Source organism: Lysinibacillus sp. G1-3 (assembly GCF_056322905.1).
On record NZ_JBWHYQ010000011.1, the window covers coordinates 63,106 to 87,798 of the forward strand.

Annotated in this window: 22 protein-coding genes; all 22 read left to right on the plus strand. The window is 37.9% G+C overall.

Annotated features, from left to right (window positions below; all coding sequences use genetic code 11):
* Positions 1-344: 344 nt before the first annotated feature.
* The 22 genes from ACVYAD_RS13260 (at position 345) to ACVYAD_RS13365 (ending at position 24,603) form a co-directional block, all read left to right on the plus strand.
* The gene (locus ACVYAD_RS13260; RefSeq protein ID WP_476426749.1) at positions 345-2,513 is read left to right on the plus strand and encodes a transcriptional regulator; all 2,169 of its coding nucleotides are present in this window, start codon (positions 345-347) and stop codon (positions 2,511-2,513) included.
* 228 nt (positions 2,514-2,741) lie between these two features.
* Positions 2,742-3,167, plus strand: a complete 426-nt coding sequence (locus ACVYAD_RS13265) for a membrane-associated protease 1 (protein WP_349660294.1) — start codon at positions 2,742-2,744, stop codon at positions 3,165-3,167.
* A gap of 92 nt (positions 3,168-3,259) precedes the next feature.
* Positions 3,260-3,694, plus strand: coding sequence for a J domain-containing protein (locus ACVYAD_RS13270; RefSeq protein ID WP_476426750.1), 435 nt, complete (start codon positions 3,260-3,262; stop codon positions 3,692-3,694).
* A gap of 36 nt (positions 3,695-3,730) precedes the next feature.
* A complete protein-coding gene (locus tag ACVYAD_RS13275) occupies positions 3,731-4,306 on the plus strand; it encodes an FHA domain-containing protein (RefSeq protein WP_349660292.1) in 576 nt (191 codons plus the stop codon).
* Between the two features lie 40 nt (positions 4,307-4,346).
* Positions 4,347-4,874 (plus strand): FHA domain-containing protein, encoded by a 528-nt coding sequence (locus ACVYAD_RS13280; protein WP_476426751.1) that lies wholly within the window; start codon positions 4,347-4,349, stop codon positions 4,872-4,874.
* A 6-nt stretch (positions 4,875-4,880) separates the two neighbouring features.
* The gene (locus tag ACVYAD_RS13285) at positions 4,881-5,720 is read left to right on the plus strand and encodes a PP2C family protein-serine/threonine phosphatase (protein WP_476426752.1); all 840 of its coding nucleotides are present in this window, start codon (positions 4,881-4,883) and stop codon (positions 5,718-5,720) included.
* Positions 5,721-5,769: 49 nt separating this feature from the next.
* Positions 5,770-7,416 carry a serine/threonine protein phosphatase gene (locus ACVYAD_RS13290; RefSeq protein ID WP_476426753.1) on the plus strand — a complete coding sequence of 549 codons (1,647 nt, stop codon included), beginning with the start codon at positions 5,770-5,772 and terminating at the stop codon, positions 7,414-7,416.
* A 3-nt stretch (positions 7,417-7,419) separates the two neighbouring features.
* Entirely contained in the window at positions 7,420-8,694 is a 1,275-nt protein-coding gene (locus ACVYAD_RS13295; RefSeq protein ID WP_476426840.1) for a normocyte-binding protein, read from the plus strand.
* Positions 8,685-9,380, plus strand: coding sequence for an iron-dependent peroxidase (locus tag ACVYAD_RS13300; RefSeq protein ID WP_476426754.1), 696 nt, complete (start codon positions 8,685-8,687; stop codon positions 9,378-9,380). Before ACVYAD_RS13295 ends, ACVYAD_RS13300 begins: the two co-directional genes overlap by 10 nt.
* Before the next feature lie 22 nt (positions 9,381-9,402).
* Complete coding sequence (locus ACVYAD_RS13305; protein ID WP_476426755.1) at positions 9,403-12,051, plus strand: molecular chaperone; 2,649 nt, start codon at positions 9,403-9,405, stop codon at positions 12,049-12,051.
* 780 nt (positions 12,052-12,831) lie between these two features.
* Positions 12,832-13,605, plus strand: a complete 774-nt coding sequence (locus tag ACVYAD_RS13310) for a DNA and RNA helicase (RefSeq protein ID WP_476426756.1) — start codon at positions 12,832-12,834, stop codon at positions 13,603-13,605.
* 40 nt (positions 13,606-13,645) lie between these two features.
* Positions 13,646-14,338 carry a hypothetical protein gene (locus tag ACVYAD_RS13315; RefSeq protein WP_476426757.1) on the plus strand — a complete coding sequence of 231 codons (693 nt, stop codon included), beginning with the start codon at positions 13,646-13,648 and terminating at the stop codon, positions 14,336-14,338.
* Positions 14,339-14,340: 2 nt separating this feature from the next.
* Positions 14,341-15,765, plus strand: a complete 1,425-nt coding sequence (locus ACVYAD_RS13320) for a hypothetical protein (RefSeq protein WP_476426758.1) — start codon at positions 14,341-14,343, stop codon at positions 15,763-15,765.
* 47 nt (positions 15,766-15,812) lie between these two features.
* On the plus strand, positions 15,813-16,943 hold the full coding sequence (locus ACVYAD_RS13325; protein WP_476426759.1) for a pentapeptide repeat-containing protein: 1,131 nt from the start codon (positions 15,813-15,815) through the stop codon (positions 16,941-16,943).
* 25 nt (positions 16,944-16,968) lie between these two features.
* Entirely contained in the window at positions 16,969-17,520 is a 552-nt protein-coding gene (locus ACVYAD_RS13330) for a serine protease (protein WP_476426760.1), read from the plus strand.
* Between the two features lie 35 nt (positions 17,521-17,555).
* Positions 17,556-18,215 (plus strand): hypothetical protein, encoded by a 660-nt coding sequence (locus ACVYAD_RS13335; RefSeq protein WP_476426761.1) that lies wholly within the window; start codon positions 17,556-17,558, stop codon positions 18,213-18,215.
* 221 nt (positions 18,216-18,436) lie between these two features.
* Entirely contained in the window at positions 18,437-18,844 is a 408-nt protein-coding gene (locus ACVYAD_RS13340) for a DUF4280 domain-containing protein (protein ID WP_476426762.1), read from the plus strand.
* 116 nt (positions 18,845-18,960) lie between these two features.
* The gene (locus tag ACVYAD_RS13345) at positions 18,961-20,409 is read left to right on the plus strand and encodes a contractile injection system protein, VgrG/Pvc8 family (protein ID WP_476426763.1); all 1,449 of its coding nucleotides are present in this window, start codon (positions 18,961-18,963) and stop codon (positions 20,407-20,409) included.
* Between the two features lie 41 nt (positions 20,410-20,450).
* Positions 20,451-21,938, plus strand: coding sequence for a deaminase domain-containing protein (locus ACVYAD_RS13350; protein ID WP_476426764.1), 1,488 nt, complete (start codon positions 20,451-20,453; stop codon positions 21,936-21,938).
* A gap of 4 nt (positions 21,939-21,942) precedes the next feature.
* Positions 21,943-22,398 carry an SMI1/KNR4 family protein gene (locus ACVYAD_RS13355; protein WP_476426765.1) on the plus strand — a complete coding sequence of 152 codons (456 nt, stop codon included), beginning with the start codon at positions 21,943-21,945 and terminating at the stop codon, positions 22,396-22,398.
* A 1,122-nt stretch (positions 22,399-23,520) separates the two neighbouring features.
* Positions 23,521-23,862 carry a hypothetical protein gene (locus ACVYAD_RS13360; RefSeq protein ID WP_476426766.1) on the plus strand — a complete coding sequence of 114 codons (342 nt, stop codon included), beginning with the start codon at positions 23,521-23,523 and terminating at the stop codon, positions 23,860-23,862.
* 348 nt (positions 23,863-24,210) lie between these two features.
* On the plus strand, positions 24,211-24,603 hold the full coding sequence (locus tag ACVYAD_RS13365; RefSeq protein WP_476426767.1) for a hypothetical protein: 393 nt from the start codon (positions 24,211-24,213) through the stop codon (positions 24,601-24,603).
* Positions 24,604-24,693: the final 90 nt, after the last annotated feature.

Below are 24,693 nucleotides of genomic sequence, written 5' to 3' on the forward strand. Positions count from 1 at the left end.
TTAAATACATTTATTTTACAAAATGTACTAATGTAAATATTGACAATAAAATTAGATACTGTATAGTTACTTTGTGATACATAATGTCATCAGTGAAGTAAGTATGTAAAATTATAGAATCATAAGGAATTCTAGTATTGAGTAACTGGTGTACATAATTACATACAAAATCATAAATAACTATTGATTCTTTGTCTGTAATTACCATTTTGTTACTTATTAGTTTCTTATTGGTTGATTTTAAACGCAATCATCATATTTTATTTGCGACTCACTTATGACTATGCTTACTCGAAATTCGTTACAAAAAGGAGGGATGGCTGTATAATCATACGGCCGACTGAATGGAGATTATTAGTCAAACAAACAGAACCATGCTCTTTGAGGAAATTAATCCTGAAAAAATGGATTTAATTACGCTTGTTGGAGATGTAAAAGGGATTGACAGTCTTAGTGATGAAAAAATTAAAGAAATTAATGAAAATCTTCTTGTTAAAAGCTTCGACGAGTTTTTAGATAAGTTTTCTCCGACGGTTTACTCATTCTACAATGCTGCTAACCAAAAGGTTATGTATACATTAAAAAAACCTGAAGGAATTCAAGATGACTGTATTTCTGAAATAGCAATTGACCAAAATAATGATTTTTTAAAGATGTTATTTACCCTCATTGATACGAAAAGAAGTCAGGGCATTGCGAACGTTGATTTTAAGTTTGAAAATTTGCTCGATATGATCTCTCCTAAAAAGGTTATGGACGACATTCGACAAGTCCGTAAAGAAATCCATTACCTATATGGTGAATATGACAAATTAGATGAAGGCGATCCCAAAAAATTGGATACAGGGGACAAGCTAAACCTGATGTTTGAAGTAGCTAGTAGAAATTACAACAATGTCATGGCGATGCTTCCTTTAGCAATTGAAGATATTAAAACACGTCTATTATTAGGTGCTAATCAGGATGAAGACGAGTCCGAAAAATTACAAATTGGGACACTTTCTATTGGCGACAGTGGTGAATTAAAAATCATTGAGGCACCACAAAATAATAGCTCGGAACTGATGGTTATTGAAGAAAATAGTAACTATGGTTTAAGCACAGTATTTGAAGAGGACTATGAGGCGATTACAGAATCACCATCCTCTTATGTCAAAGATTTAGTCGTAAGAACGTTCTCTCCATTGCCAGCTGTGAGAGCTGAATTAGATGTAGAGACAGAAGTACAAAACTACAATACTTACTTAGAATTCTATAAGGATGCTAAGGATGAATTTGTAAAAACAGTGAAGCCATTAGTTGAAAAACTATTAGGCGTAAAAATGTACTTTGATCAGTATGCTACTAAAAACAAAGGTATGCAGCCCTCGTTACTTGTAACGAACACAAAGTTAGATATGCTCGTTAAAAGTAATAATCTACCACGATTACGCACGTATTTAAACACAGTTAACTCCAAAAATGACTTTACAGATACAGTATGGTACGGAATTGTCCCTGCACTAGAACTAGAAGCTTCAGGAAAAATGAAAGTAAGTAGAGCTAGATTTAAAGGGAACGATAAGGTTGCCAAGCAAGATGGCAATACAATGGAATCACTATCCATCCTTCTTGATACTGTGAAAGATTATAAAATACAGATTTTCTTCAACTTCATGGCAGAAGAAGAAACGACATTTAATGGAATTGCTACTGCAGGTATTGATCGCTTGATCGATAAATGCTCAGTGCTTATTCGAAAAGATTATAGTGAGTTTGCGATACCATGTTTACCAAACTTCACGATTATTCCTAAAGATAAATCAGGAGTAATCATTGATACAAGAATGCAGACAACAGAAAATGGAGCGCGATTATCTAAAGAAAAAGAAGATATTTTAAAACTTTGGATAGAGGGCGTTTATGTTGGTGCTAGCTATGTAGCGGCAGGTATTGTTTCAGCTTATCAATGTCCGGAATATTTGAAAGATTCTTTCAGAAATGTTCAGAGAAATTATCCTGGTGTACGCTTCGATATTGAAGCTGGTGATAACTCACTAAGAGCCGTTACAACAATGGCGAAAGAAATCTCAGGATTTACTAATAATATTAAAGATGCTATTAACAGTAGAAGCTTTGGCTTTGTATTCTCATCAGAAAATGCACAGCTTCAAGATAAAGAAATTAAACGTATTACAGTGTATAAAGCTAGAAGTTTAGCTATGGAAGAAGATGGATTTGATTCAATCTACAAAACACAAGTAAGTACGTATATTGAGAGAATTTTACGATTCCAATCAGGTGACTTTAAACATGAAAATATCGTTCGATTCTTTAGTAATAATCCAAGTAGCCAAAAAAGCAAATGGGTTCAAGATAAAGGCTTTGTAAACTCCATTATTCATGATGGAGATGACATCGGCTACATTATCGATGAAAAAACAAGCACTTGTCAGATTGACCTAGTGTTTAACGGTAATGTGAAGAATCTTGAAGTTATGATTACAAAGGCAAGTAGTGCTGTTAAGGCCTAACAAGTTTACACATACACTAAAATATTTTTTAAGTCGTATGTTTAAGATTTTTTCATAAATCTTTTAACATAAATAGAATCCTCCATTAATTGTAAGGTGAAAACATTACATATTTCTCCGTGCTTCATGTAGTTGCATGAGGCATGGAGGAATGTATACAACTAGTTATACACTTCACCCAAAACGATTTTTTGAGACGATTCAAACAAATTTCAGGAGGTAATGAGAATGGGTTTTGTATTAAAAGTAGAAGGATCAGAAGCAATTGAATTAGGGTTAGATAGCATTATGGCTGTTGAGTATGAAACAGATACTCCAAATGACTCTAACGCACGTTCAACAGATGTAGGAGCAACTTTAAAAATTAAAGGTAAAATTCTTACTGCAACTGATGGTGACAATTCTGATGACACGATGAAATTAGGATTATGGTCATTAGTACCAGCTGAAAAAGCTGACTGCTACCGTAAAGTAACTCTAGAAGTTATTTCTGCTGATCAAGTAGTAAGAAAAATTCATTTCCCAAATGCTTTCGTTGTTGACTATACAGAAAAGTATGGTGACACAGAAGGTATTGGTGAATTTTACTTATTCATTAAACAAAAGAAAGACAAAACAGATTTGGCAAAAATCGAAGGCGGCTACGCTGTCTAAGATTGCAGCTTGATAGCTATTCCACATTATCTAAGGGACTTTCATAGTTCCTTAGATAATTTTGAATAATCCTAATATTGGGGATGAAAAATATGAAAACGCATTATGAAACTTTAGGTGTCAGTAGAGACGCCACGCAAGCACAAATAAAACTAGCTTACCGAAAACTATCAAAAAAACATCATCCAGACGTGAGCGGTGGAAGCAAAGAATCAGAAAAGATTTTTTTAGAAGTGACAGAGGCATACAAAGTACTGAAGGATCAAGCCTCAAGAGAAGCATATGATGCTCGACTAGATGGAGCTAGTCAAAGTTGGGGCAAGGAACAGACATCAGAAAAACAGTCTTCGCGCCCACAGTCTACTGAAAAAAAGCCAGATTTTAATATGAACAATATTGAAAAAAACTTTGAGCATTTTTTTGGTTTTAATCCTAAAACAAAGGAAACGGGATCAACGCTTAATAAGAATGCAAAGAAAAATCCACTAGATACAACTGATTTATTTGAACGTTTTTTTAGCAAGTAAAACGAAGCCATAGCTAGTATGGAGGAGTGTGATACCATGTATGGTCAAAATTCAATGGATGCATACACTGAAGATGCAAAGAAACAAATGGTTATAAAAATTATCGATATTATTATTGTCATAATCACCTTCTTTTTCATTCTATACGTATTTGTCATGAATCAGGATTTTATTTTAAAAACAATTATTGGACTAATGCTGGGCATACTAGCAATAATTTATGGCTCTATTAAGTATGAAGCTAGAGATAAAAATTACAATGTGACAAACAAGAAAATTCGAAAATTAGTTCTCCTCAATGATCGAGGAGCTGAAATAGATGAATGGGAAATCGGTGATCAAACGTCATTACTTATTGGGAAAAGTTCCGCTGACAATAAGGCAGATATCGATTTAAATGGTACTGAATATGAATCGCTTATCAACTATGAACATGCCGTCTTAAATAATGTTTCAGGAGTATGGTACATAGAGGATATTGATTCTGTAAATGGTGTTGGTATAAAAAAGGCTAGTAAGCGCGTTAAAAACAGAATAAAACACGAAAATCCTTACCCAATAGGTAATGGAGACACAATATACATAGCAAATACACGGATTTTAGTGAAATAGAGACAAGTAAATTCGTAAACATAGACGGGGGATAGCGAAAATGAGTTTGATTAGATGCACAAATGGTCACATGTTTAGTTCCAGAAGACATAGAAATGTATGTCCGTATTGCAACGTAATGGTGGAACAGGAGCAAAGACCAAGTAGTCAGCAAACAGCTGTAGCAGAACTAGATGATAAAACAATGCCATACCTTGGAGAAATGGATGGCATTGATCCGGTAACGGGATGGCTAGTTTGTATTGAAGGACCTCAAATGGGTCGAGACTATCGAATTTTATCGGAAAAAAACTTTATTGGTAGAGCTGAGGATATGCACATTCGTATTGTTGGAGACAATTCGATTTCTCAACGTAACCATGCAGTGATTGTTTATGATCCTAAAAAAAGGAATTTCTATCTGCTGCCTGGAGATGCATCAGGCTTAGCTTATCTTAACAATGAAGCGGTTTATACGCCAACAGAGCTAGCAGCGTATGATGTAATTCAGTTAGGCGCAAGTATGTTTCTCTTTATTCCCTTATGTGGTGTTCATTTTGAATGGGAAAACAACAACAGTGAGGGATGATGACGGATGGATGAGAAACTACTGCCATACATAATTGCACTTATTTTTATCGTTGTACTCTTTGCATTATTAATTATTAGAAACATGCTTGCGCAACAAAATGAAAAAACAAAAATAGCCATCGGAAATGGTCAAACGATTGGCAGACGTGATGAGCAGGATGATTATTTCTCTACAGCAGAAACGAAAGATGGAACAATCGCTGTACTAGCAGATGGCATCAGTGGTTTAGCAAACGGTAGGATGGCAAGTACAGTTGCTGTCAATACATTTATTGAAGAATTTAAAAAGCTGAGCGGTCTAAATGCCCTAGAAAAATTTTTTAAGGAGGCCGCTTTTGCAAGTAATCATATGATTGTCGAAAATTTAAATGGCTCGAATGGCGGTACTACATTAGTGGCAGCCGTTATTGATGATAACGGATTTCTTCACTGGGGAGCCGTTGGAGATAGTGTCATTACCATTTTTCGAAATGGAGAATTTAAGGCCATCAATCAAAAGCATATTTTTGAATCAGTGTTAACTGAGCGATATATATCTGGTGAAATATCTCAGCTTGAGGTGCAGGAAAATCCTTTGAAAAAGAGACTTATCAATTATTTAGGGTATGAAGGCTTTAAAAATATGGATATCGGAAAAAGTCCGATTCAGCTAAATAGAGGGGATAAAGTATGTCTATTTAGTGATGGCGTCTATGATACTTTAACAGAGGTTGAAATGGAGAAAATTCTCTCTCAGCAAGCTACTCCCTATGATATTGCTCAAGACATGATAAAAGCTGTTGAACAAAAACGCTTAAAAAATCAAGATAATGCAACCATCGTTATTTTAGAAAAAACATGGTAATTATTTTACATGTGTCTTTAAATGAGTCAGTAAATAAGGAGGAGTAATCATGAGAAAGGAAAATAGCAACTTTAAAACAAGCTTTTTATCCGAAGCGGGCTCATTTTTGCAAAATAAAGATTACTTTGCCTATACAGAGCTGGACGATGTAGCCTGCTGGGTAGCTGTAAAAGGGTTAGATTCTGATCAGGAAATAAGTAGTGCAGAGCTTGCTGTAAAGGCAATTTTAGAAAAATTCATGGAAAAGCCATCCATGTCCAGACGGAAAATTAAACAATACTTACAATATGCACAAGAAATTCTTCAAGCTCAAAGCTTAAGGGTGAGATTGAAGGCTAGTATTGTCATTGTCGTCTCGGATTACTCAAAGATGATTGTTGCCGTTGCAGGAAATTCGAGATTATATCATTTCCGTAATGGGACTTTAACGTTTAAAAGTACGGATCAAAGCTTAGCGCAAGAGCTAGTGAATGATAGGAACCGTTCGCTTGATATTAGCCAGCACGAGGAAAGAACTAATTTACTAAACTATTTGGGCAAACCAAAAGAGTTCCAGCCTTTTGTTTCAAAGAAAATGAAGTTAATGGATGACGATGTACTAGTGCTTTGTACAGCCGGCTTTTGGGAAGATGTCAATGAAATTGAAATGGCAGATGCGTTGGAAGATGCAAAAGAGCCTGAGAAATACATTGATGTATTAGAAGAGGTATTGTTAAGCAGGCAAAAGAAAGTGGTCAATAATTACACAGTCGCAGCTATATTTGCTAATAAGGTTTATCAGGAAACAAATAAGAAAAAAATGAAATACATCAAAATGATTGTAGCTGTATTAATCCTAGTTTTGGTTGTAGGTGGAGGCACGATTTTTTATCAGGCAAAGCAAGCTAAAAAAATGGCTGAATTAACCGTCGAGATGAAAGATCATGAAAAGAGCGGAAACCAGTATTTCCAGGATGGAACTTATGATAAGGCACTGCTGGAATATAGTGAGGGCAGAAATGCTGCTAAAAAATTGAAGGATCCCATACATAGAAATGTACTAGCGAGAAAATTAAGAGTTACCGATCTGATTATCAGTGGAGATAAAGCAGCGGAAGAAGGTAAATTTAACGATGCGCTAGAGCAATATGAAAAGGCTAAAAAAGAAGGAAAGCTTATTAAAGACTTTGGGAAAGCCGTAGTTGAACAAAGAATCGCCAACATGGATACCATTGTACAAATTGCTGAAGCTGTGAAAGATGGAGATTTTAGATTTGAGGCAGAGGATTACAATGGGGCTCTTGAAACGTATCAAAAGGCAAGAAAAAAAGCGCTGACAATTGCCTATACTGGCGAACCTGAAATAAAGACAAAAATTGAAGATACAGAGGCAAAAATTGCTGAATTGAAAAAGGCTCAGAAGGAATTAAAGGCTGAAGGCTTAGAGAAAAGCGGAGATCAGAGCTATGCACGCCAAGAGTTTGGGAAAGCAATTGAATATTATACACTTGCACAGGAAATTTATCAGGAGACAGAGCTGCTGTCCAAGGTTTTAGGTCTTGAGCGAAAGGTTATGAACGCCAATGATAAATTAAATCCGCCTCCTCAAACACCAGCTGCCGATACAGCGCCACCTGATCAGGCAGCACCGCCAACGAATGAAGGGACAGCTGCTAGTGAGCCATCTAATGCTGAAGTGATGAAAGAGGGAAAATAATTGATGAAAGAGCTCATGATTGAACGGTTACGCAAAATAGAGGATTTAGAGCAACGTCAACTGCTAAAGGATATTGTAAGTGGCGTTTTTGTAAATTTAATCGACTATCAGGATGACATGAACAAAAAGCTTGAAGACCGCGTATTCAATGAAATAGATGATGCTGAGAATAGGTTTGATATTTATGTGACGTTAAGTTCTAGGGAGGATGTTGACCCTATTCATGAATGCTTATTCCCGATGCGACCAGCTGATTTAGAAAGTAAATCAATCAATAAAAAAAAACTGCTTGAATCATTTAAAAATAATGAACCTGCAGTGCTGTTCACCTTATTTTTAGCGTGTGATTCCATGCAAATTCAACAGTTACTTGCTGAGCAGCGACGCTTTAATGGAAGGCTAGTAACGACAGAAGGACAAGTAGAGATTAAGGTCAGCCTTACACAAAATACGGACTATTTGCAAGAGATGAACAAGCTGTATCCGCTTTTCCAAATAAACGGCTTACCGTGGAAAACTATTAATCATCCATTCATTTATAAATTTTTTAATGTCAATTTAGAAGATTGCCCACCTTTAAATGAGGATGCTGAAATTACTGAAATAATCGTTGATTTAGAAGAGTATGAGGATAAGAAACGAATGAATATGGTTCCACTATGGAATATTGAACGCCATGAGGTCAAAAATGTCGGGTTTCCCGTCCCTGCTATCGATAAGGTGAATTTTGAACATGTCCTTTCCGTACGTAAAATCGGAAACGAGCATGGCTATCTTGTTGAGGCAGAAGAGGATCATGTTCGTTACGTTAAACGCTCAGACAATGAATTAACAATTGTTTCACCCCAGGATAAGTCAGGGGTTTGGCAGCTAATCAAAATTGCAAAGATGGAAGATGACAAGATCGGGAAATTAAATTACGAGCTTGTATCAAATCGAAGAATCGAGCATTTTATACACAAATTCGCTAACAAGTATACGGCTACCGTTAAAACGAAGGGCGAAATTACTCGTATGATTAACTCCTTTGAGGCAGCTAATCGATTTGAGCTTGTAGATGTTGAAATAGTGGACTCTTTCTCCGGAACAAGCTTTACGCACTCCGCGAACACGTTCTTAACGGAGATGATAGGAGAAAATAATCATAGAAAAACGATGCTATTAAAGTTTAAGACGAAAGAGGAGAGAAACTTTATCGCAAACGATATTTTAAGCTTCCTCGTATCAGAAGTGCAACGACATTTCTTCGAATATGAATGTGTAGGTGTGTGGCTATGAACTATATTTGGGATTTGCTTATTAAAGCTGAGGATGAAGGACTTTCTAAAAAGGATATTTATTTTCATCTTGCCGAAGCCTATTCACCTTATATGGAACTAAGTCCACAACTATTAAATGCACTGTATGTTGACCAGCACGTTGAAGTAAATCCGTATTATCGTTATTACGGAATTTTTAATGGTCTTTTCCATCCAGATAATTCTGCGGATATAGAGTTTAGGAATTATCTTTTAGATACCGTATTGCACTTTTTAGCTGAAATTGATCGTATGCAGGGCATGAATAAGAGAGAGTTCTATATTCGCTTTATCTTACGTGAAATAGAGGCCGATGTATTTGGTAAATTGGTGCGGGACAATATTCATGCCTTTACGAAAAAGGAGCAAGAAATAGTTGCACTCAACATGCTAAGACTGTACCGGACAGGTGAAGAAATTTACTTATTAAAAGATACGCTGAAAAGGCTCTTTAAAAATTGCATGATTTATGTGAAATCGGAGGACCAGGATGAGCTGCTTTTATACATCCGTCAAAAGCAGACAGAACAGAATGAGCGAAAGGTACAGCTTGTACAAGAAATTTTTCTGCCAATAGGCTTTCATATGGAGGTTTATTGGCAATATCATTTTGGCATTATTGATGCAGAGGAAACGATGAAGCTAGATCGAATAGCTCTTTACTAAATAGGGAAGAGGAGGGATTCCAATGACAACGAAATATTCATATAAGCTGTATGCCAATAAGCGTAATACAGAAAAGAAATATATGACCTATACACGAGTAGAACTAATGGAAATGACAACCTTCCAGCTTAGAAATATTTGCTATAAGGAAAAGCTTGTGACGGGGCTTATTAATACACTGACAAGAGACGAGTTAATCGACAAAATTTTAAGATACCGTGGCTCTGAAGAAAACCCTCTTATTAGAGAAAAAAAGGATGGGGGCTTTGAACGAGTAGAAGCGGCCATGCAAGAGTATTTAAAAACACCTATGTCTGACAATGGTGACATTAAAATTCCTGCCAAAATGAGCTTATATAGCGGAATGAAGATTGATAAACCCGATCAGTATTTCTTGGAAACAGGTGGTTTTCTTGTTGAATCTAACGTACTGCTAGTCAATGAGCAGCTGGAACTTTGCGGCATTCTTAATATCCTTAAAGACGACGAAGTCCCAAATCAATACTATTTCGCTGCTGACCAAGCAATTGGAATTCGGAAGACAAACAATAAAAACTACAGCTTTATTTTTTTAAGAAAGCAAGATTCTGAGTATATCTATAAGACGTATTATCAGGAAACCCCACTTCCGCCAACAAATCTTCATTATTATAAAGTTCCAATACCAGATTTAGAGATGAAACAGCTGGAAACAACGAATGCCATTCTTGCGATTGACTTTGGTACAACAAATACAACGGCTGGTGTTTATTTAGAGAGTGATTATGTGTCCTCTCCTTGCAGTCATGATTTATTAAATGACAGAATCCAGCTTAATAGCATCAATTTTGTGCAATTCCCAGATCCACTTCATCAAAACGAATGGATTGAAGTAGTGCCGACGGTCATGACTGTCGCAGATTGCTCAAATGCAGACCAAGTAGGCTATCACTACGGCTATGAAGCGTTAAAAATGATGAAAAAAAATAGCTATACATCGTTGGCTACGAAATTCCAAGGTATTAAGCGATGGGTGAGTAATTATGCCAAGTTGGAAGAAGTGATGGATGCTAACGGGAATACTGCACTTGTTCCACGTAGCCAAATTTTAAGAGAGTTTATGCTTTATATTATTCGAATGGCGGAGCATCAATTTAAATGTCGTTTCAAGCATTTACATATTTCCAGTCCCGTTAAGCTGAAAACACAATTTTTAGATATGTTTCGTGCGATTTTACCCGAATACCAAATCGAAACTGAGCATGCTCTAGATGAAGGGATGTCGGTTCTTTATAATACAATCGCCAATCAAATAGAGAATGATAGTTTTCTCGATGGCAAGGAATATAAAGCGCTTGTGATCGATTGTGGAGGCGGAACAACAGACCTTTCTTCTTGTAAGTTTCGCATAGAGGACGGCCATATTTCTTACAAAATTGATATTCATACTACTTATGAAAATGGAGATACAAATTTTGGTGGCAACAATATTACGTATCGCATTTTCCAATTTATGAAAATCGTTTTTGCCAACTATTATAGTCGAGGAAAAAATGATTATGATATCGATGCATTAATCGATATTCCAGGCAAGGATATTTATCGATATGTCGACGATCATGGCGTAGAAGCGGTGTACGAGCAATTCGAAAAAGCCTTTGTAGATGCTGAAAATATTATTCCTACACGCTTTAAGGAATATGAAAATCGGACACGTGATGAGTACCTACGTGTTCGCAATAATTATTATTTCTTATGGGAAATGGCAGAAGAGATGAAGAAGGAATTTTTCCGCAAAACAGGTATATTAAGAAGTCGTTTTTATGCGGATAGCGATATGCAACACGATAGTGATTTAAATGTCACAGCAGTAGATCGCTGGTGCCTGTCGTTAGTAGAAAACAATCAATTTAAGGAAGTTTATGACTTCCCAAATGTCTTTTTCAACATTAAAGAAATTAATCATCTCATAAAGGCGGATATTTATGATATCGTACGAGAGTTTTTAGAGGAATTTTATGAGAGTGGCATACTGAGTGACTATTCCATCATTAAATTGACGGGACAATCCTGTAAAATTGACGCGTTTCGCGAGGCTTTAAAGGAATTTGTACCAGGGCGCAGCATTGAGTTTAGACAAAAGGCTGAAAACATCGGTAAAGTGCCAGAGTTAAAACTTGCTTGTTTAAGGGGAGCGCTTCGTTATTTAAATGCCAAGAAAATCGGCATGATTGAAACAGAAGTGACGAACCATGCGCCAGTTGTCCCATATGCTGTCAGTGCCTTTACACATAATCGTCAGGAAAAATTACTGATTAGTAGCTTAGAAAGACTAAATCAAATACACGGTACGATTTCTCGCCCATGGGGTGTAAAAGAGGTGGAGTTCTTCCTCACAGGCAACGACGATCACTCATCGTATAAATACACTTACTTAAATCGTCAGGAGGATTATGCACCTGTTCTTTATGAGAATATTGCCATGCAGTATCAAGATAAAATTCCGCAGGACGAGACGGATTCCATCACAAATGGAGAAGTGAAGTTCTTTGTCTTTGCAGGCGAAGATAATTGGGGCTTCCATGTAGTTCCAGTAGCAAGAAAAGACGAACAACTGTTTATCGGAAGCAAGGAATTCTTTGCCTTTGAAACCGATTTGTCTGAGCTGGATTTCTTTGATGGATTAAAGTAACACCTTCGTCGGATGGAAAGGGTTTATTAAATGATCAGGTATCGCTGAGAAGTGATCGGGTAGGCCCCGGAAGTGATCAGGTACCTCAGAGAAGTGATCGGGTAGGCCCCGGAAGTGATCAGGTACTCAGAGAAGTGATCGGGTAGGCCCCGGAAGTGATCAGGTACCTCAGAGAAGAGATCGGGTAAGCCTCGAAAGTGATCAGGTACCTCAGAGAAGTGATCGGGTAAGCCTCGAAAGTGATCGGGTATCTCAGAGAAGAGATCGGGTAAGCCCCGAAAGAGATCGGGTCCCCCTGAGAAGAGATCGGGTCCCCCTGAGAAGAGATCGGGTCCCCTTGAGAAGTGATCGAGTAAACCTCGAAAATGATCAGGTCCCCCTAAGAAGAGATCGGGTAAGCCCCGAAAGAGATCGGGTCCCCCTGAGAAGAGATCGGGTAAACCCCAAAAGTGATCGGGTGCCCCTGAGAAGTGATCACGTAAGCCATGAAAGAGATCGGGTCCCCTGAGAAGTGATCGGATAAACCCCGAAAGTGATCAGGTACCCCAGAGAAGAGATCGAGTAAACCCCAAAAGAGATCGGGTGCCCCTGAGAAGTGATCACGTAAGCCATGAAAGAGATCGGGTCCCCCTGAGAAGAGATCGGGTAAGGCCCTCATGCAGGTCTAAGTTGCAAGGCGATTCTGACGCATTGTTTATCTGCGCGAAAGCAAAGCGACAGCTTCAATTATGTCGAGGCATAATTGATCAGTGAAAAACAAGAAAAGAGGTGGGTGACAGCTTGTTTGCCAATCAATATCCACATTTTCAAAAGGGCCGCATTTTAAAGCGAGAAATGCTAGAAAATTTGCGAGATTACCCAAGAGAATTTTTAGATTTATACTTCCAAGATTATTCGAATGGCATTATTGCTGGTGCCAATATTGTCGTAGCAGATAAAAGCCTCATGATAGCGAAAGGCATTATCAAACATAACGGAAAGCTCTATATGCTACCTAGTAGCTATGAGCTTCCTTATGAGGCAACAGGAAGCGAAATGATTTTAAAAGTACGATTTGCTGAAGAAGTAAATGAACTAGATTTTAGAAATTTCACAACAGAAATAGTCCTAGATGATTCATTAGAGCTTGCAAATAATGAGCTAGAGTTGGCGCGCTTTAAATTAAAATTGGGTGCAAAACTTCGCTCGGAGTATATTGATTTTTCCGATTTTGCGACTGAATACAATACGGTTAATTATCTTCACAGTCAGTATGCAGGTTTTCAAAAGAGCACTTACCATCCAATTATTTTGCACTATTTTGCAAGAGAGCTGTTAAAAAATCGCCCAGCGAATCCGTACGATATTGCTTTTGCTTTAGAGTGCATAAATCAGGAGCGGGTTCAACGAGATGCAATCGATTTTTATATTTGCAATCGGCTAGAGCTAGACTATCAAACATTGTCTAATAGTCAGATTCATAAATACTTGAACCGTATTTTAGTGGAATCAAAACGTGGTGGTCGTATGACAGGGCACAGTCAAGGGCGACCAAAGCGCATGATTGTTGACTAGCTGGTGATCTATTGATGAAAAAACGTTCAAGAAATGGAAGGTGAATGGGTTGAAATATTTAGATGAACAAATTATTGCTCTTAGAAATGAAATGCGAGAGCAGGAACAACATGAATTAGCTCAAAAAGAAGCAGCTTTAAAAGCGGAGCAAACACCACCTGAGGAGCCTATACAGGAGGAACAGTCTGAGCTAGAAGCAATTGACCTTTACAAGGACTTTGTCAATATAGACGAGCAGGAAGTGCCGGTCATTGATCAGCATGTCCTGGAAGGGAAAATTTCGTTCCGAATGCCGAAGCTATTTTCAATCATGCCAGCTCAGTTAGCCTCATTAAAATATCCGTCAGAACGAAGACCGAACATTATTTATACAGATGAATCATCTACTATCAATCTAGCCTTCAACAAGACATCACATTCTTTACCTGATGAGGGTGTAGCAGAGTTTCAAGAAAATATGATTGACGCTCTTGAGCAATCTCAGCCTGCAGCAGAATGGTTTGATACAGATGTGATCAAAATAGATGACAAAACAGTCGGCTTTATCGAGGTCATGACACCTGCCATTGATGGTGAGATTTTTAATTTAATGTTCTTTGTATCGATTGATGGGAAAGCGCTTATCGGTACGTTCAATTGTATGGAGGAGGATACCGAGACTTGGCGCCCTATCGCAAGAGCGATGATGGAAACGATGCAATTTGCACCTAACGGAAGGATAGGAGGAGTATGACGATGAGCGAAGTAGTAACTGCCTATCATAATATTCAAATATTACCATTCAAACTGGTGAGCATTCAAGAGCTTACGCTCACAAAGAAAATGAACGAGCACGCGACATTACACTTCACGGGTATCGTACCAGAGGAAGTTCGAGATCAGTATGTCGAAATGACAGAGGTCCATTCAGCGATTGAAGTGAATCAGCTCGATCATTTAGGTGCACCTACCCCGTTATTTAAGGGGGTTATATTAGGTGTCAAGGTACATACAATTCGGGGAATTTACTACATCGAAGTCGAAGCTGCCTCCAATACCTACTTCCTTGATATTAAGAAGAAAAATTGCTCCTATCAGGATAAAGGGATGACCTATTCATCTCTATTCAAGCTCATGAGTCCATATTATCCTGGTCTCGATGTCATCGATGAGGCTACAAAGGGTGGGAAATTAGGCAAGTTTACCCTGCAATATCGAGAAACCGATTGGGAATTTTTAAAACGTCTTGCCTCCCGCTTTAACACTGGACTAGTTCCTGCAGCTACTTTTGATAAGCCGAAGTTCCATTTTGGTGTCCCTACTGGTCATGCAAAAGGAAAGCTAGAAGACTATCATTATACGACAAGAAAAAAACTAGCAGACTATCTCCTCTATACAGAGAACGGCAATGGTGGTATGGGAGAACATGACTTTATGTACTATGAAGTGGAAACCGATAAGGTACTTGCCATCGGTGACCACGTAACCTTCCATAAACATATACTCTATGTTTGTGAAGCCTATACGTCGATGAAGGATGGCTTGCTAAAGCATCGTTATACACTTTCAACGAAGAAAGGTATGAACAAGAGTGAAACCTTTAACGAAGAAATTTCGGGTGTATCCATAGAAGGTAAAGTATTGGAAGTTGCCAAGGATCATATTAAGGTTCATTTAAACATTGATGAAAAACAGGATAAAGGCAAAGCGCATTGGTTCCTTTATTCAACGGTATATACAGCTGAGGGGCATAGTGGTTGGTATTGTATGCCTGAAATTAACGACTTTGTTCATGTGTATTTCCCTTCGCACCGTGAGGAGACGGGGATTGCTAGCAGCTCGATTCGAAAAAATTTAGACAGCACCGCGACGAATAAGCTAGATGATCCTTCGACGAAATATTACAGAACCGCCTTTGGTAAAGAAATTAAGATGAGTCCAACGGAAATTGTCATTACAGCACAGGATAACGATATTTTTATCCGTTTAAATGAAGCGAGTGGTATTGAAATTTTTAGTAAAAAGGAAATTAAGCTTATTTCCGAGGCAGATATTTCAGTCAATGCAAGCAAGAAAATTCTGTTGTCTGCAGAGGAAGAAATTTCACTAAAATGCAAGGAAAGTAAAATAACGATGGATGGCAGTGTGCAAATTTTCGGGAAAGAAGTAAAGGCCAATTAATAGCCCTATTGATGGGTTTCTTAGTGAAGAGAAAGAAGGAGACACATATGCAAGCAGAGGAAGTTTTACAGCATTTTTATGAAACGGAAGTAGAGAAAAGACGGTTAAAACATCTCTTGACGTTAGAGGATTTTTTCCAAGCCTCAAAAGAGGAGCTTGCAGAGGAATTTAGAAAATCCTTTCAAATCATTTGTCGTCAGCTACAGCAGCAACAAGCTCTTCAACAGAAAGGCCCAATTGGACATATTACGTTCTCTATGCTACGTACAGAGCTACTGGAGGGGCGTCATCACTATCTGGTGGAGGGGACAGATGAGGAATGGTTCTTTGATTTGCGTCCTATTTTAACTACTTATGATGCAAGTTGGGCTTTAAACTTTTTAGAGCAATTCGCTGAGGAATTATATTTATACAGCAAAACATTCATGGGAGCCATTACCCAAGCGGATATTGAGCAAATCAAGCTAAAGGAAGCGACTCATTTCCATCAATATGTTATTAGCCTTGCTAGATATGCATTGCCAGACATTATTAGATGTCCCGAATATTTAGCACTTGATCGTGATGTTGCTGTAGAAATTCGTATAGGTGAATTTCTGGATGTCAATGAAGTTGTCTATAGCGAGGATTTCTCCTCGAAGGATATTGAAGAAATTAAGGATTGGCTTGCTCAAAAATTAGAGGATGAATATGCATATGAAGTATTTAGTAACTTAAATCTATCTGGTGGCAACTTTGAAGACTTAGATATTCAATATGCTTTTTTCCAGAAAACGAAATTAGTACAGAGTCAAATGCGTAATTGCTTACTCATTGGAGCTAACCTTAGGGATAGTCAGCTAATGGACGCTGATTTGAGTTTTAGTACAATCCATGAGGTAGATTTTAGCAATAGTCAATTACAAGGAGCTAAATTCCTTCAAGCGCAGGGAGCAAGCGGGCTATCTGATCGACAGCAGTGGGAAATGCCAGGCTACCTCCCAGTGCGCTTTACTAGCGCTAATTTAGAGGGGGCTGATTTTGAGCTTGCTAATTTACGAGGTGCTTGCTTTATCGGGGCTAATGTCAAGAATGCCCGTTTTGAAGGCGCCAATTTAGAAAAAGCCGTGTTCTCAAAGGAAGCACGGGAGCATCTGAAGCTAGATCCATTCCAAACAGCAAGTGTTATTTGGAAATAGATGTCGTGAAAAAGGAGGTTAAAAGATGAACTATTTTATTCTATCTCAGGATGAGCGTATCTCGAATGCTGTAGAACCAGTTGGACTATCAAAAATTATTAAAAAAGAACTTTTAACAGTGGAAAGAATGGAGGAGCTAGATGAGCTAGAGGGTCAATTTCCTGTTTTAGATAAAAGTGAAAATGACTATATCGATTTTATCGAAAAGCCCATTGCTCTTTTAGCTGATCCAGTGAAGCAGCTAGTGGAAAAATATGAGCCGCGCTTACCATTTAAACCAGTTGTTCTCGTAGATATGTCGAAATTAAAACAGACGTTATATTGGCTTTCGATTCCGCCAAAAGTGGCCTGTCTTTCAGCACAAACTGAATTCAATCTAGACGGAACGCTGAAAAAGCTCGTTATTGATGAGACTTTAGCCGCACCATATACCTTCTTTCAAATTGAAGGTATTAAAGAGGATTATATCATTGTCAATATTGAGCTATCAGAAAGTATATTGCGCCGAGCATTTCGAGGTATTCGATTACGCAAAGTGCAAACCGAAGGCAAATGGAACGAGATTCTTCAAGCATAGATAACTAGCAATACATAGAGTAGGAGAGCATTAACATGAAAAAAAGATGGGCAACGGCTGCTTTCGCAGCATTAGTACTAGCGGGTTGTGGGGCAGGTGAGGCTGAAAAAGGTGAGAAAAAAGAGCCAGTAGTTGCACAGGAAAGCGCAGCTAAAGTAGATATGAGCAAAGAGAATTTGGCTCAAAGCTTTAACGCAGGCACATTCAAGGCAGATGTCATGGCAATTGGCCTTCCAGCAGATTTAAACGAGAAAGCAGAAAAAATTACAGTAGCGATGCAAGCTTCTCTCGCCAAAAATAAAGATTGGTATTTAGAAACAGTGGCTGGGCAAGCTGAAGGTGAGAAGCTTCCCTATGATGAAAAATTAGGCATTACAGAAGACGAATATAAGTTTTTCCTAGAGCTGAATCAGCATTTCCAGCTCGGAAAAATTGGCGAAAGTGATATTACTATTACAAAAAAGGATGATCAGTCAACGATTGAAAATCCTACAACTACAATTGTGAAGAAGCTAACAATTAGCGCGGATGGAAGCACATTGCAAAGTGATGTAGGCGACATTGCATATGTAGAGGAAATCAAAGCTTCTGATGAACAAAAAGTAACGGGAAAATGGAACGGTCATTTATATCGGATGGGTGGCGCTGATACAAAGCAGGTTCTCAAAAATTTCTATTGGCCAGCTAGAGGATAGTAAGAAAAACATTATTTATACAGAGTTGTATGAAGAGGGTAAAGAGAAAAAAGATGAAATCATTATTTTCTGAAGTGATTAGTTTTTAAAGCGATATCTAGGTATTCACGCATCATGATAAAGATTCTCAAAAGCGGAAATAGGAACGTATTATTTTCGCTTTTGAGTATGCAAAGTGAAGCGACGTGAATGCACTTTTCTAATAGAAAGGGTGGTTTTCGATGGCGGATGAAATGCAGACAAAAGGTGATGAGCAGCGCAGTTATGTAGTTGCTGGTGCCAAGCTATCGTGCTCACAGGGCGATCAATCAAGCATATTAAAAATGCCTGTAAGCCATGGTGTTTACTCAAAAAACAAAGCACAGATGAACACGATGGATTATAAGCCCTATGTCAATATTCAGCCATTCGGTTTATGTCAAACATTATCTAATCCTACGGTGGCAGCAGCAACAGCGGCAAATAATGGTGTTTTGAAACCGATGCCGTGTACACCAGTGGTCACAATGCCATGGATTAATGGTAAGTCTGATCAGTTGATTGAGAATTCTCCCGCACTAATCAATCAATCTACTAATATGTGCATATACTGCGGGACGATAAAGGTAGAAGATGATGGACAAGAATAATCATCATCCACTGAGGAAAGAAGGGTATTCATGTGAACACGTATGAGGAAGTGATTGGATACGGTGAGCTTGAGCTCGTATCTCCCTATGAGGTTCAGACGTTGCATGATCTCAGCTTGACCCAAACTGTAAATGACCATGCAAGGTTAACAATAACGGGATTCATTCCAGAGGAAAAGAAAGATCGCTGTATGCAAATTGCCAGCAGTTCAGATCAAATAGAGCTCTATCAAAAACGCAATGGACAGCGTGTGCGAACGCTTTTTAAGGGGCAAGTATCCGAAGTGGTCGTTCGTATGGTAAGAGGCGTGTACCAAATTGAGTTAGAAGCGGTGTCATCTACATTTACTTTGGATTGTAAACGCAATGCTCGCTCTTTCCAGCACGATAAGATGACGTATAATGCTATGCTCAAGCAAGTACTGGCTAACTATCCGGGTGCAGATGTTATTGACACTGCATCGAAGTCTACTCCTCTAAAGCAATTTATATTACAATATAGGGAGACGGACTGGCAATTTCTAAAGCGCATGGCCTCACATTTTCGAACAGTGCTTGTGCCAGCAGTAGATGCCGATAAGCCTAAGCTATGGTTTGGACTACCAGAAGGACGATTAGAAAAACTGTCCGCTACTAGCTATACAATCATGAAGGATCGCTCCAAATATTTACATGCGCGAGTGAATGACACTGAGCGACCAATGGAGGAGAGGGATACAGTATCCTATGTGATCGAGTCCAAAAAAACATTAGCACTCGGTGACCGTGTTCAACTCCAAAACAAGAAGTTAGTTGTGGCGAAGTCCATAGCACGCATGCAACAAGGTGTCCTTACATATGAGTATCATTTACTGTCCAATGCAGGTATTCGTCAAGAAAGACTAAATATTCCTTCGCTGTCAGGCACAGCGATTGAGGGTAAGGTATTAGAGGTCAAGAAGGATCAAGTACGCCTGCACCTTTCCATTGATGAGGCACAAAAAAAGGAAGAAGCTACATGGTTCTCACTTGCTACGCCTTATACAGCAGAAGGACATAGCGGCTTTTACAGCCCGCCAGAGAAAGGCGATAGCGTCCATCTTGCCTTCCCGACACATCGGGAGGAAGCAGCCGTTGTCCGCCACAGTGTACGAAAGGGCGGCGACTCGAATCCCAAAACAGCCGATCCGAAAACGTCCTACTGGGGTACGCCAAAAGGCAAGGACATCAAGCTAGACCCACAAGCTGTCACATTTACTGCACAAGAAGGCGCCGTTTTCCTAAAGTTGGATCAGGGAAGCGGGATAGAAGTACAAAGTAAGCATTCGCTTACACTAAAAGCCAATGATACTATCACCTTTGCGGGTAAAAGCATTTCCATGAGTGCAACAGAATCTATACGCTTGACATGTCGCACTAGTAGTCTCGTTCTTGACGGTATCACTGATATGCAGGGACAGGTTGTGACAATGGAAGGCTCGAACAAAGCACCTGTGGCCGTGTCTAATACAGCGGGAGAAGGTGCTGACCTTGAATCCGCACTAGACGTCATGGGTATGATCCCTGTTGGTGGGGGTGGTGCTTAATGGCGAAGAAGGGAAAAGGCTTTTTTGGAGCAATATGCAGTTTGTTTGCCAGTATCCCTGTTGTTAAGAGTGTTAAAAAGGCAAACAAGTCTAGAAAAACGAAAAGCAAAAAGGCGAAAAGTAAATTAAAATTAAAGAATCTCTTCAAAAAGCTTAAAAAGAAGCGTAAGAAAAAGCGTAAGAAAAAGAAAGGCAAGATTTATACGAAAGCCCGTAAATTCATTAAACTTACGAAAAAGAGGCTTGTGAAATGGTATAAACGAACCGTAAAAAAGGCTGCCCTATATGCGAAAAAGACTGTTCAAAAAGCCAAAAAGTACTATCAGAAGGCAAAAACCCAAGCAAAGAAAGCCGCCGTAAAAGCGCACAAACAAACCACTAAGGAAACGATCGTAAAAACAAAGCCTAAAACTGAAAACCCATTTGTAAAATCATACAACAGTTTAAAAGAGATTGGTAAAGATTTTAATAATAATCTAGATACAATTGCGAACAAAGCACTAGACTCACCGTATGATTTCGCAAACTACCTCACAATAGGAGTATTAGATGGTATAGTGTCAGGAGCAAAGGACAGATATGAAAAGATGTGGGATTCACCTTCTGACTTTGTAAATTTCGCAACTTTTGGATTTACCGGAATGGTTGAAGGGGCAGTAAACCCAAAAGACCCATTTTCAAAGGAACATTTGTTAGATAGTTTTGGTGTTGTAACTTCAGTATTTGGAGTAAAAGGAATAAAAGGGTCTAATTCTAAAACACCTAGTGGTGGTCTACCAAAACCAGCGCCAAATCCTGCGCCAAAACCAGCGCCGTTGCGAAAACCAGCGCCAAAACCGACGCCACCAGCACCGAAACCGGCACCACCAGCGCCAAAACCAGCGCCAAAACCAGCGCCAAAACCGGCACCAAAACCGGCGCCAAAACCGGCACCAAAACCGGCACCAAAACCGGCGCCAAAACCAGCGCCAAAACCAGCGCCAAAACCGGCACCAAAACCGGCGCCAAAACCGGCACCAAAACCGGCGCCAAAACCGGCACCACCAGCGCCAAAACCAGCGCCAAAACCAGCGCCAAAACCAAATCCTAAAAAACCAGAAGAGTCTACGAGTGCAGGACAAGCTACAGTAGTAAGGTCAACTGAAGAATCAATAAATAGAATTAATCAAATTAGGCAAGAATTTAATGTTGGTTCAAAAAGAAACATTGCATTCGCGGAGTATGAAATCAATGGGAAAAAGGGTGAATTAATTGGAGTTAGTGGTGATGCAGATAGAATAGGGACAGTTGGTGTACCAGATAAGCGAATTTTTGATACAATTACCACAGGGAATAATCCAAGAACTCTTGATTCGGAAGTTAAGATTTTGGAGGATTTGGCTTCAAACTTATCGAAAGATGCTTCAGGAAAAGTCTATTTGTTTTCAGAATTGCCATTCTGTATTTCTTGCGCTGGTGTAATAAAACAGTTTAAACAAAGGTTTCCTAATATAGACGTAATAATAGATCATGGACCTAGGAGGAAATAGCAATATGGATAAAAGTAATATAGTGAATTTATTGGTAAGATCGCAAATAGCCACTGTTGAGGAAATTCAGGGATGTAGTGAAAATGAAATCAAAGAATTGGAGAAGGAAATTGGGCACAGTTTTCCAACTATATATCGCACATTTTTGTTAGAAGTGGGACATTGTGCAGGGTTGTTATTTCAAGGCACAGATATTTTCTACGGAAGTTTAAAGGGATTAACGGAAGAAGCGAATGAGTTGCTTGATGAAAACCAAGAATCTTTCAAATTACCAGGGGATGCTTTTGTTTTTTCAATGCATCAAGGTTATGAATTTAATTATTTTAGATTTAGTGAGGGAGAAAATCCACCAGTATACCAGTATATAGAGGGGGAGGGAGAACCTAAGTTAGCTTGGGATAGTTTCAGCCGTTTTCTTTCAGATGAAATAAATATTACATCAGAATTTATCAAGGGATAGAATTGTATGATTATCATATTTTTGATTGAGTGCTATTAACAGAAACAACAAAAAAATGGTTTTACACTAGATAAAATTGTAAAGAAAGAAGATATTCCTAGACATTATCGTGAAATAAGGCGTCTTTAAGTGCAATTTTAGAAAAAAAAGCCTTCCATCAACCCAAACAGTTCGTATTAATCACTATTAATGGTTAATACGAGCTGTTTATTTTTGTGGCAAAAGACTACTCCTTCAAATGCAACAAGTTGTTCTTACCTATGAATGTAACATTTAACGTTTCTTCATTGTTAGGCAGCACAGGCATTGAGAGTAAGGAACTAGAGGTCAGAATATGGTCGTACAGCGAACACCGGAGCGTTCTTGTTCTGACAAAGTGTAGACCTCCTCTCATAAAGGGTGGCGAATCCAACCAAAAAACAGCCGATCCAAAAACGTCCTATTGGGGCAAACCAATTTGTGTGAAATTTCAAGGGCAGAATGGATATATGAACAATTAAAGAAATACACAAATTTAAAAAGACAATTTTGTTTTCTCCCTACCTTATAAATATTCACAACTTTACATACGATAATTACTTTGGCAAGAAGACTACTTTACTCCAATTAATTTAACATTAAAATAAGGAGGGAACTTTATGGATGTAATAAAAAAATTTTAGATATAGAGATTTCTGATCAAGAGATGTACGACGAAATTTATGATTTTATTAATTCACCACATGTTAGAAATGGTGAATTTGAAGCAAATGAATTTATTATAAAAAAATAGATTTACTTAATTTTATTATTTACATAGAGTATATATTTCCTAATGACGGACATAGGGAGATTTCATGTTGTACTTCAATATATATAGATGATTTAAATTCAAAAATTAATGAGTATGCCATTAGGTCTGGACACACATTAAAAGTTAAACGTTAAATATTTATTCTGTGTTTGATTGTATCTTTTAAGGGGTTTGTTTAATATTTACTTATTTCAATTTGAATGGGACGTTCAACTTTTTGAAAAAGGAATGAAAAAGTGGGAGAAATATACGAAACATGGAATGGCAAGAAATATATTAACATTGTACCTGCTGGAACACTTGTACATTAACCTTAAATAGGAGGTAATATGTTTAAACTTAGCTTGTTTGTAGAATGTCAGAATAACGATATGGCATTGTTAATATTAAATGATTTTATAAAAAAGATTGACAGTTATATGACTTCATACAATGTGTGTTCAAGTGAACCATATTGGAAAATTGATGGATGGTTTAAGGTTACATGTGATATCGAAACATCAAATGTTCTTGATATGGGAGAGGCAGAAAAAATACTTGAAAAGATATCAAATAAATGGTCTTGGGATAAAGGAAGAATTTCTGCTTGTTCAGATATCAATGATCGAAGTATAATTTTCTTTAATGAAAGTGTGAAATATTTTACTTGTTGGTTTGAAGACTTCGAATAAATAATTTGGATGATTTTCCTTGACTGGCTATATGCCTTTCAAGGTTTTTTTTTATATACGAAAAACTGATGGAATGTATAATTAATGATGGTCAGCTATGACAGATGAAAATGCTTACTGTTAGAAAAGATATTAAAATGATATTTAAGAGCGTAAAAAAGTAGCGGGGTTAAGTGAGAAGAAGGGTGGGTTTTGAGAAACGAGAACTCATTACTGGTAAAATAGATTTATACATATAAACTTTGACACCTGTCAAAGTTGCACAAATATAGTTATGGAGTTTACACATGTGTACCCTGATTTTGACCTTAATGTTTATTCTGAAAATATGAAATAGGGACTGATAATATGAGCATGACTAGTTATGAAAGTATAAAAAGTTCTATAGTGTTGGACTTTGAAGAATATATAGAAGATGGGTTAAATGTGACGCAGGTTTCAGCGAAAGTATTAGAAGAAGATTGGATAAGAGTAAGCGATAGTTTGTTTACTAAAACATTGTATATTGTTTCTATTGCGATAGAGAGTTTGAAATACAATGAAATTGCTGATTTTATCTATTCTAAATTAGATGGTTATATAGGGAATACTATATTTGAAGAAAATATAGATAAAAATGACGTTGAACAACTTTTAATAGATATAGAAAGTTGTAAAAAGCAAATCAAGAACAAAGAATATAAGATAGTGGAAACAAGTTATTCTACTAAAGCTAGTGTAGATTATATCCTAGGTTTATAGGATAAGCCTTTAGATAATTCTTATCGAGCTACTTAGTACGCATTTCATTTTTTCAATAATGTACGAATGGCAAGTGGTCATTGAAGGTGT

What these genes read in the sequence shown, in the direction of transcription:
- ACVYAD_RS13335 (WP_476426761.1), top strand. Translation starts at nt 17,556, where the DNA reads ATGAAAAAAAGATGGGCAACGGCTGCTTTCGCAGCATTAGTACTAGCG.
- ACVYAD_RS13320 (WP_476426758.1), top strand. Translation starts at nt 14,341, where the DNA reads ATGAGCGAAGTAGTAACTGCCTATCATAATATTCAAATATTACCATTC.
- ACVYAD_RS13340 (WP_476426762.1), top strand. Translation starts at nt 18,437, where the DNA reads ATGGCGGATGAAATGCAGACAAAAGGTGATGAGCAGCGCAGTTATGTA.
- ACVYAD_RS13275 (WP_349660292.1), top strand. Translation starts at nt 3,731, where the DNA reads ATGTATGGTCAAAATTCAATGGATGCATACACTGAAGATGCAAAGAAA.
- ACVYAD_RS13330 (WP_476426760.1), top strand. Translation starts at nt 16,969, where the DNA reads ATGAACTATTTTATTCTATCTCAGGATGAGCGTATCTCGAATGCTGTA.
- ACVYAD_RS13280 (WP_476426751.1), top strand. Translation starts at nt 4,347, where the DNA reads ATGAGTTTGATTAGATGCACAAATGGTCACATGTTTAGTTCCAGAAGA.
- ACVYAD_RS13360 (WP_476426766.1), top strand. Translation starts at nt 23,521, where the DNA reads ATGTTTAAACTTAGCTTGTTTGTAGAATGTCAGAATAACGATATGGCA.
- ACVYAD_RS13365 (WP_476426767.1), top strand. Translation starts at nt 24,211, where the DNA reads ATGAGCATGACTAGTTATGAAAGTATAAAAAGTTCTATAGTGTTGGAC.
- ACVYAD_RS13355 (WP_476426765.1), top strand. Translation starts at nt 21,943, where the DNA reads ATGGATAAAAGTAATATAGTGAATTTATTGGTAAGATCGCAAATAGCC.
- ACVYAD_RS13265 (WP_349660294.1), top strand. Translation starts at nt 2,742, where the DNA reads ATGGGTTTTGTATTAAAAGTAGAAGGATCAGAAGCAATTGAATTAGGG.
- ACVYAD_RS13285 (WP_476426752.1), top strand. Translation starts at nt 4,881, where the DNA reads ATGGATGAGAAACTACTGCCATACATAATTGCACTTATTTTTATCGTT.
- ACVYAD_RS13260 (WP_476426749.1), top strand. Translation starts at nt 345, where the DNA reads ATGGAGATTATTAGTCAAACAAACAGAACCATGCTCTTTGAGGAAATT.
- ACVYAD_RS13290 (WP_476426753.1), top strand. Translation starts at nt 5,770, where the DNA reads ATGAGAAAGGAAAATAGCAACTTTAAAACAAGCTTTTTATCCGAAGCG.
- ACVYAD_RS13325 (WP_476426759.1), top strand. Translation starts at nt 15,813, where the DNA reads ATGCAAGCAGAGGAAGTTTTACAGCATTTTTATGAAACGGAAGTAGAG.
- ACVYAD_RS13270 (WP_476426750.1), top strand. Translation starts at nt 3,260, where the DNA reads ATGAAAACGCATTATGAAACTTTAGGTGTCAGTAGAGACGCCACGCAA.
- ACVYAD_RS13295 (WP_476426840.1), top strand. Translation starts at nt 7,420, where the DNA reads ATGAAAGAGCTCATGATTGAACGGTTACGCAAAATAGAGGATTTAGAG.
- ACVYAD_RS13305 (WP_476426755.1), top strand. Translation starts at nt 9,403, where the DNA reads ATGACAACGAAATATTCATATAAGCTGTATGCCAATAAGCGTAATACA.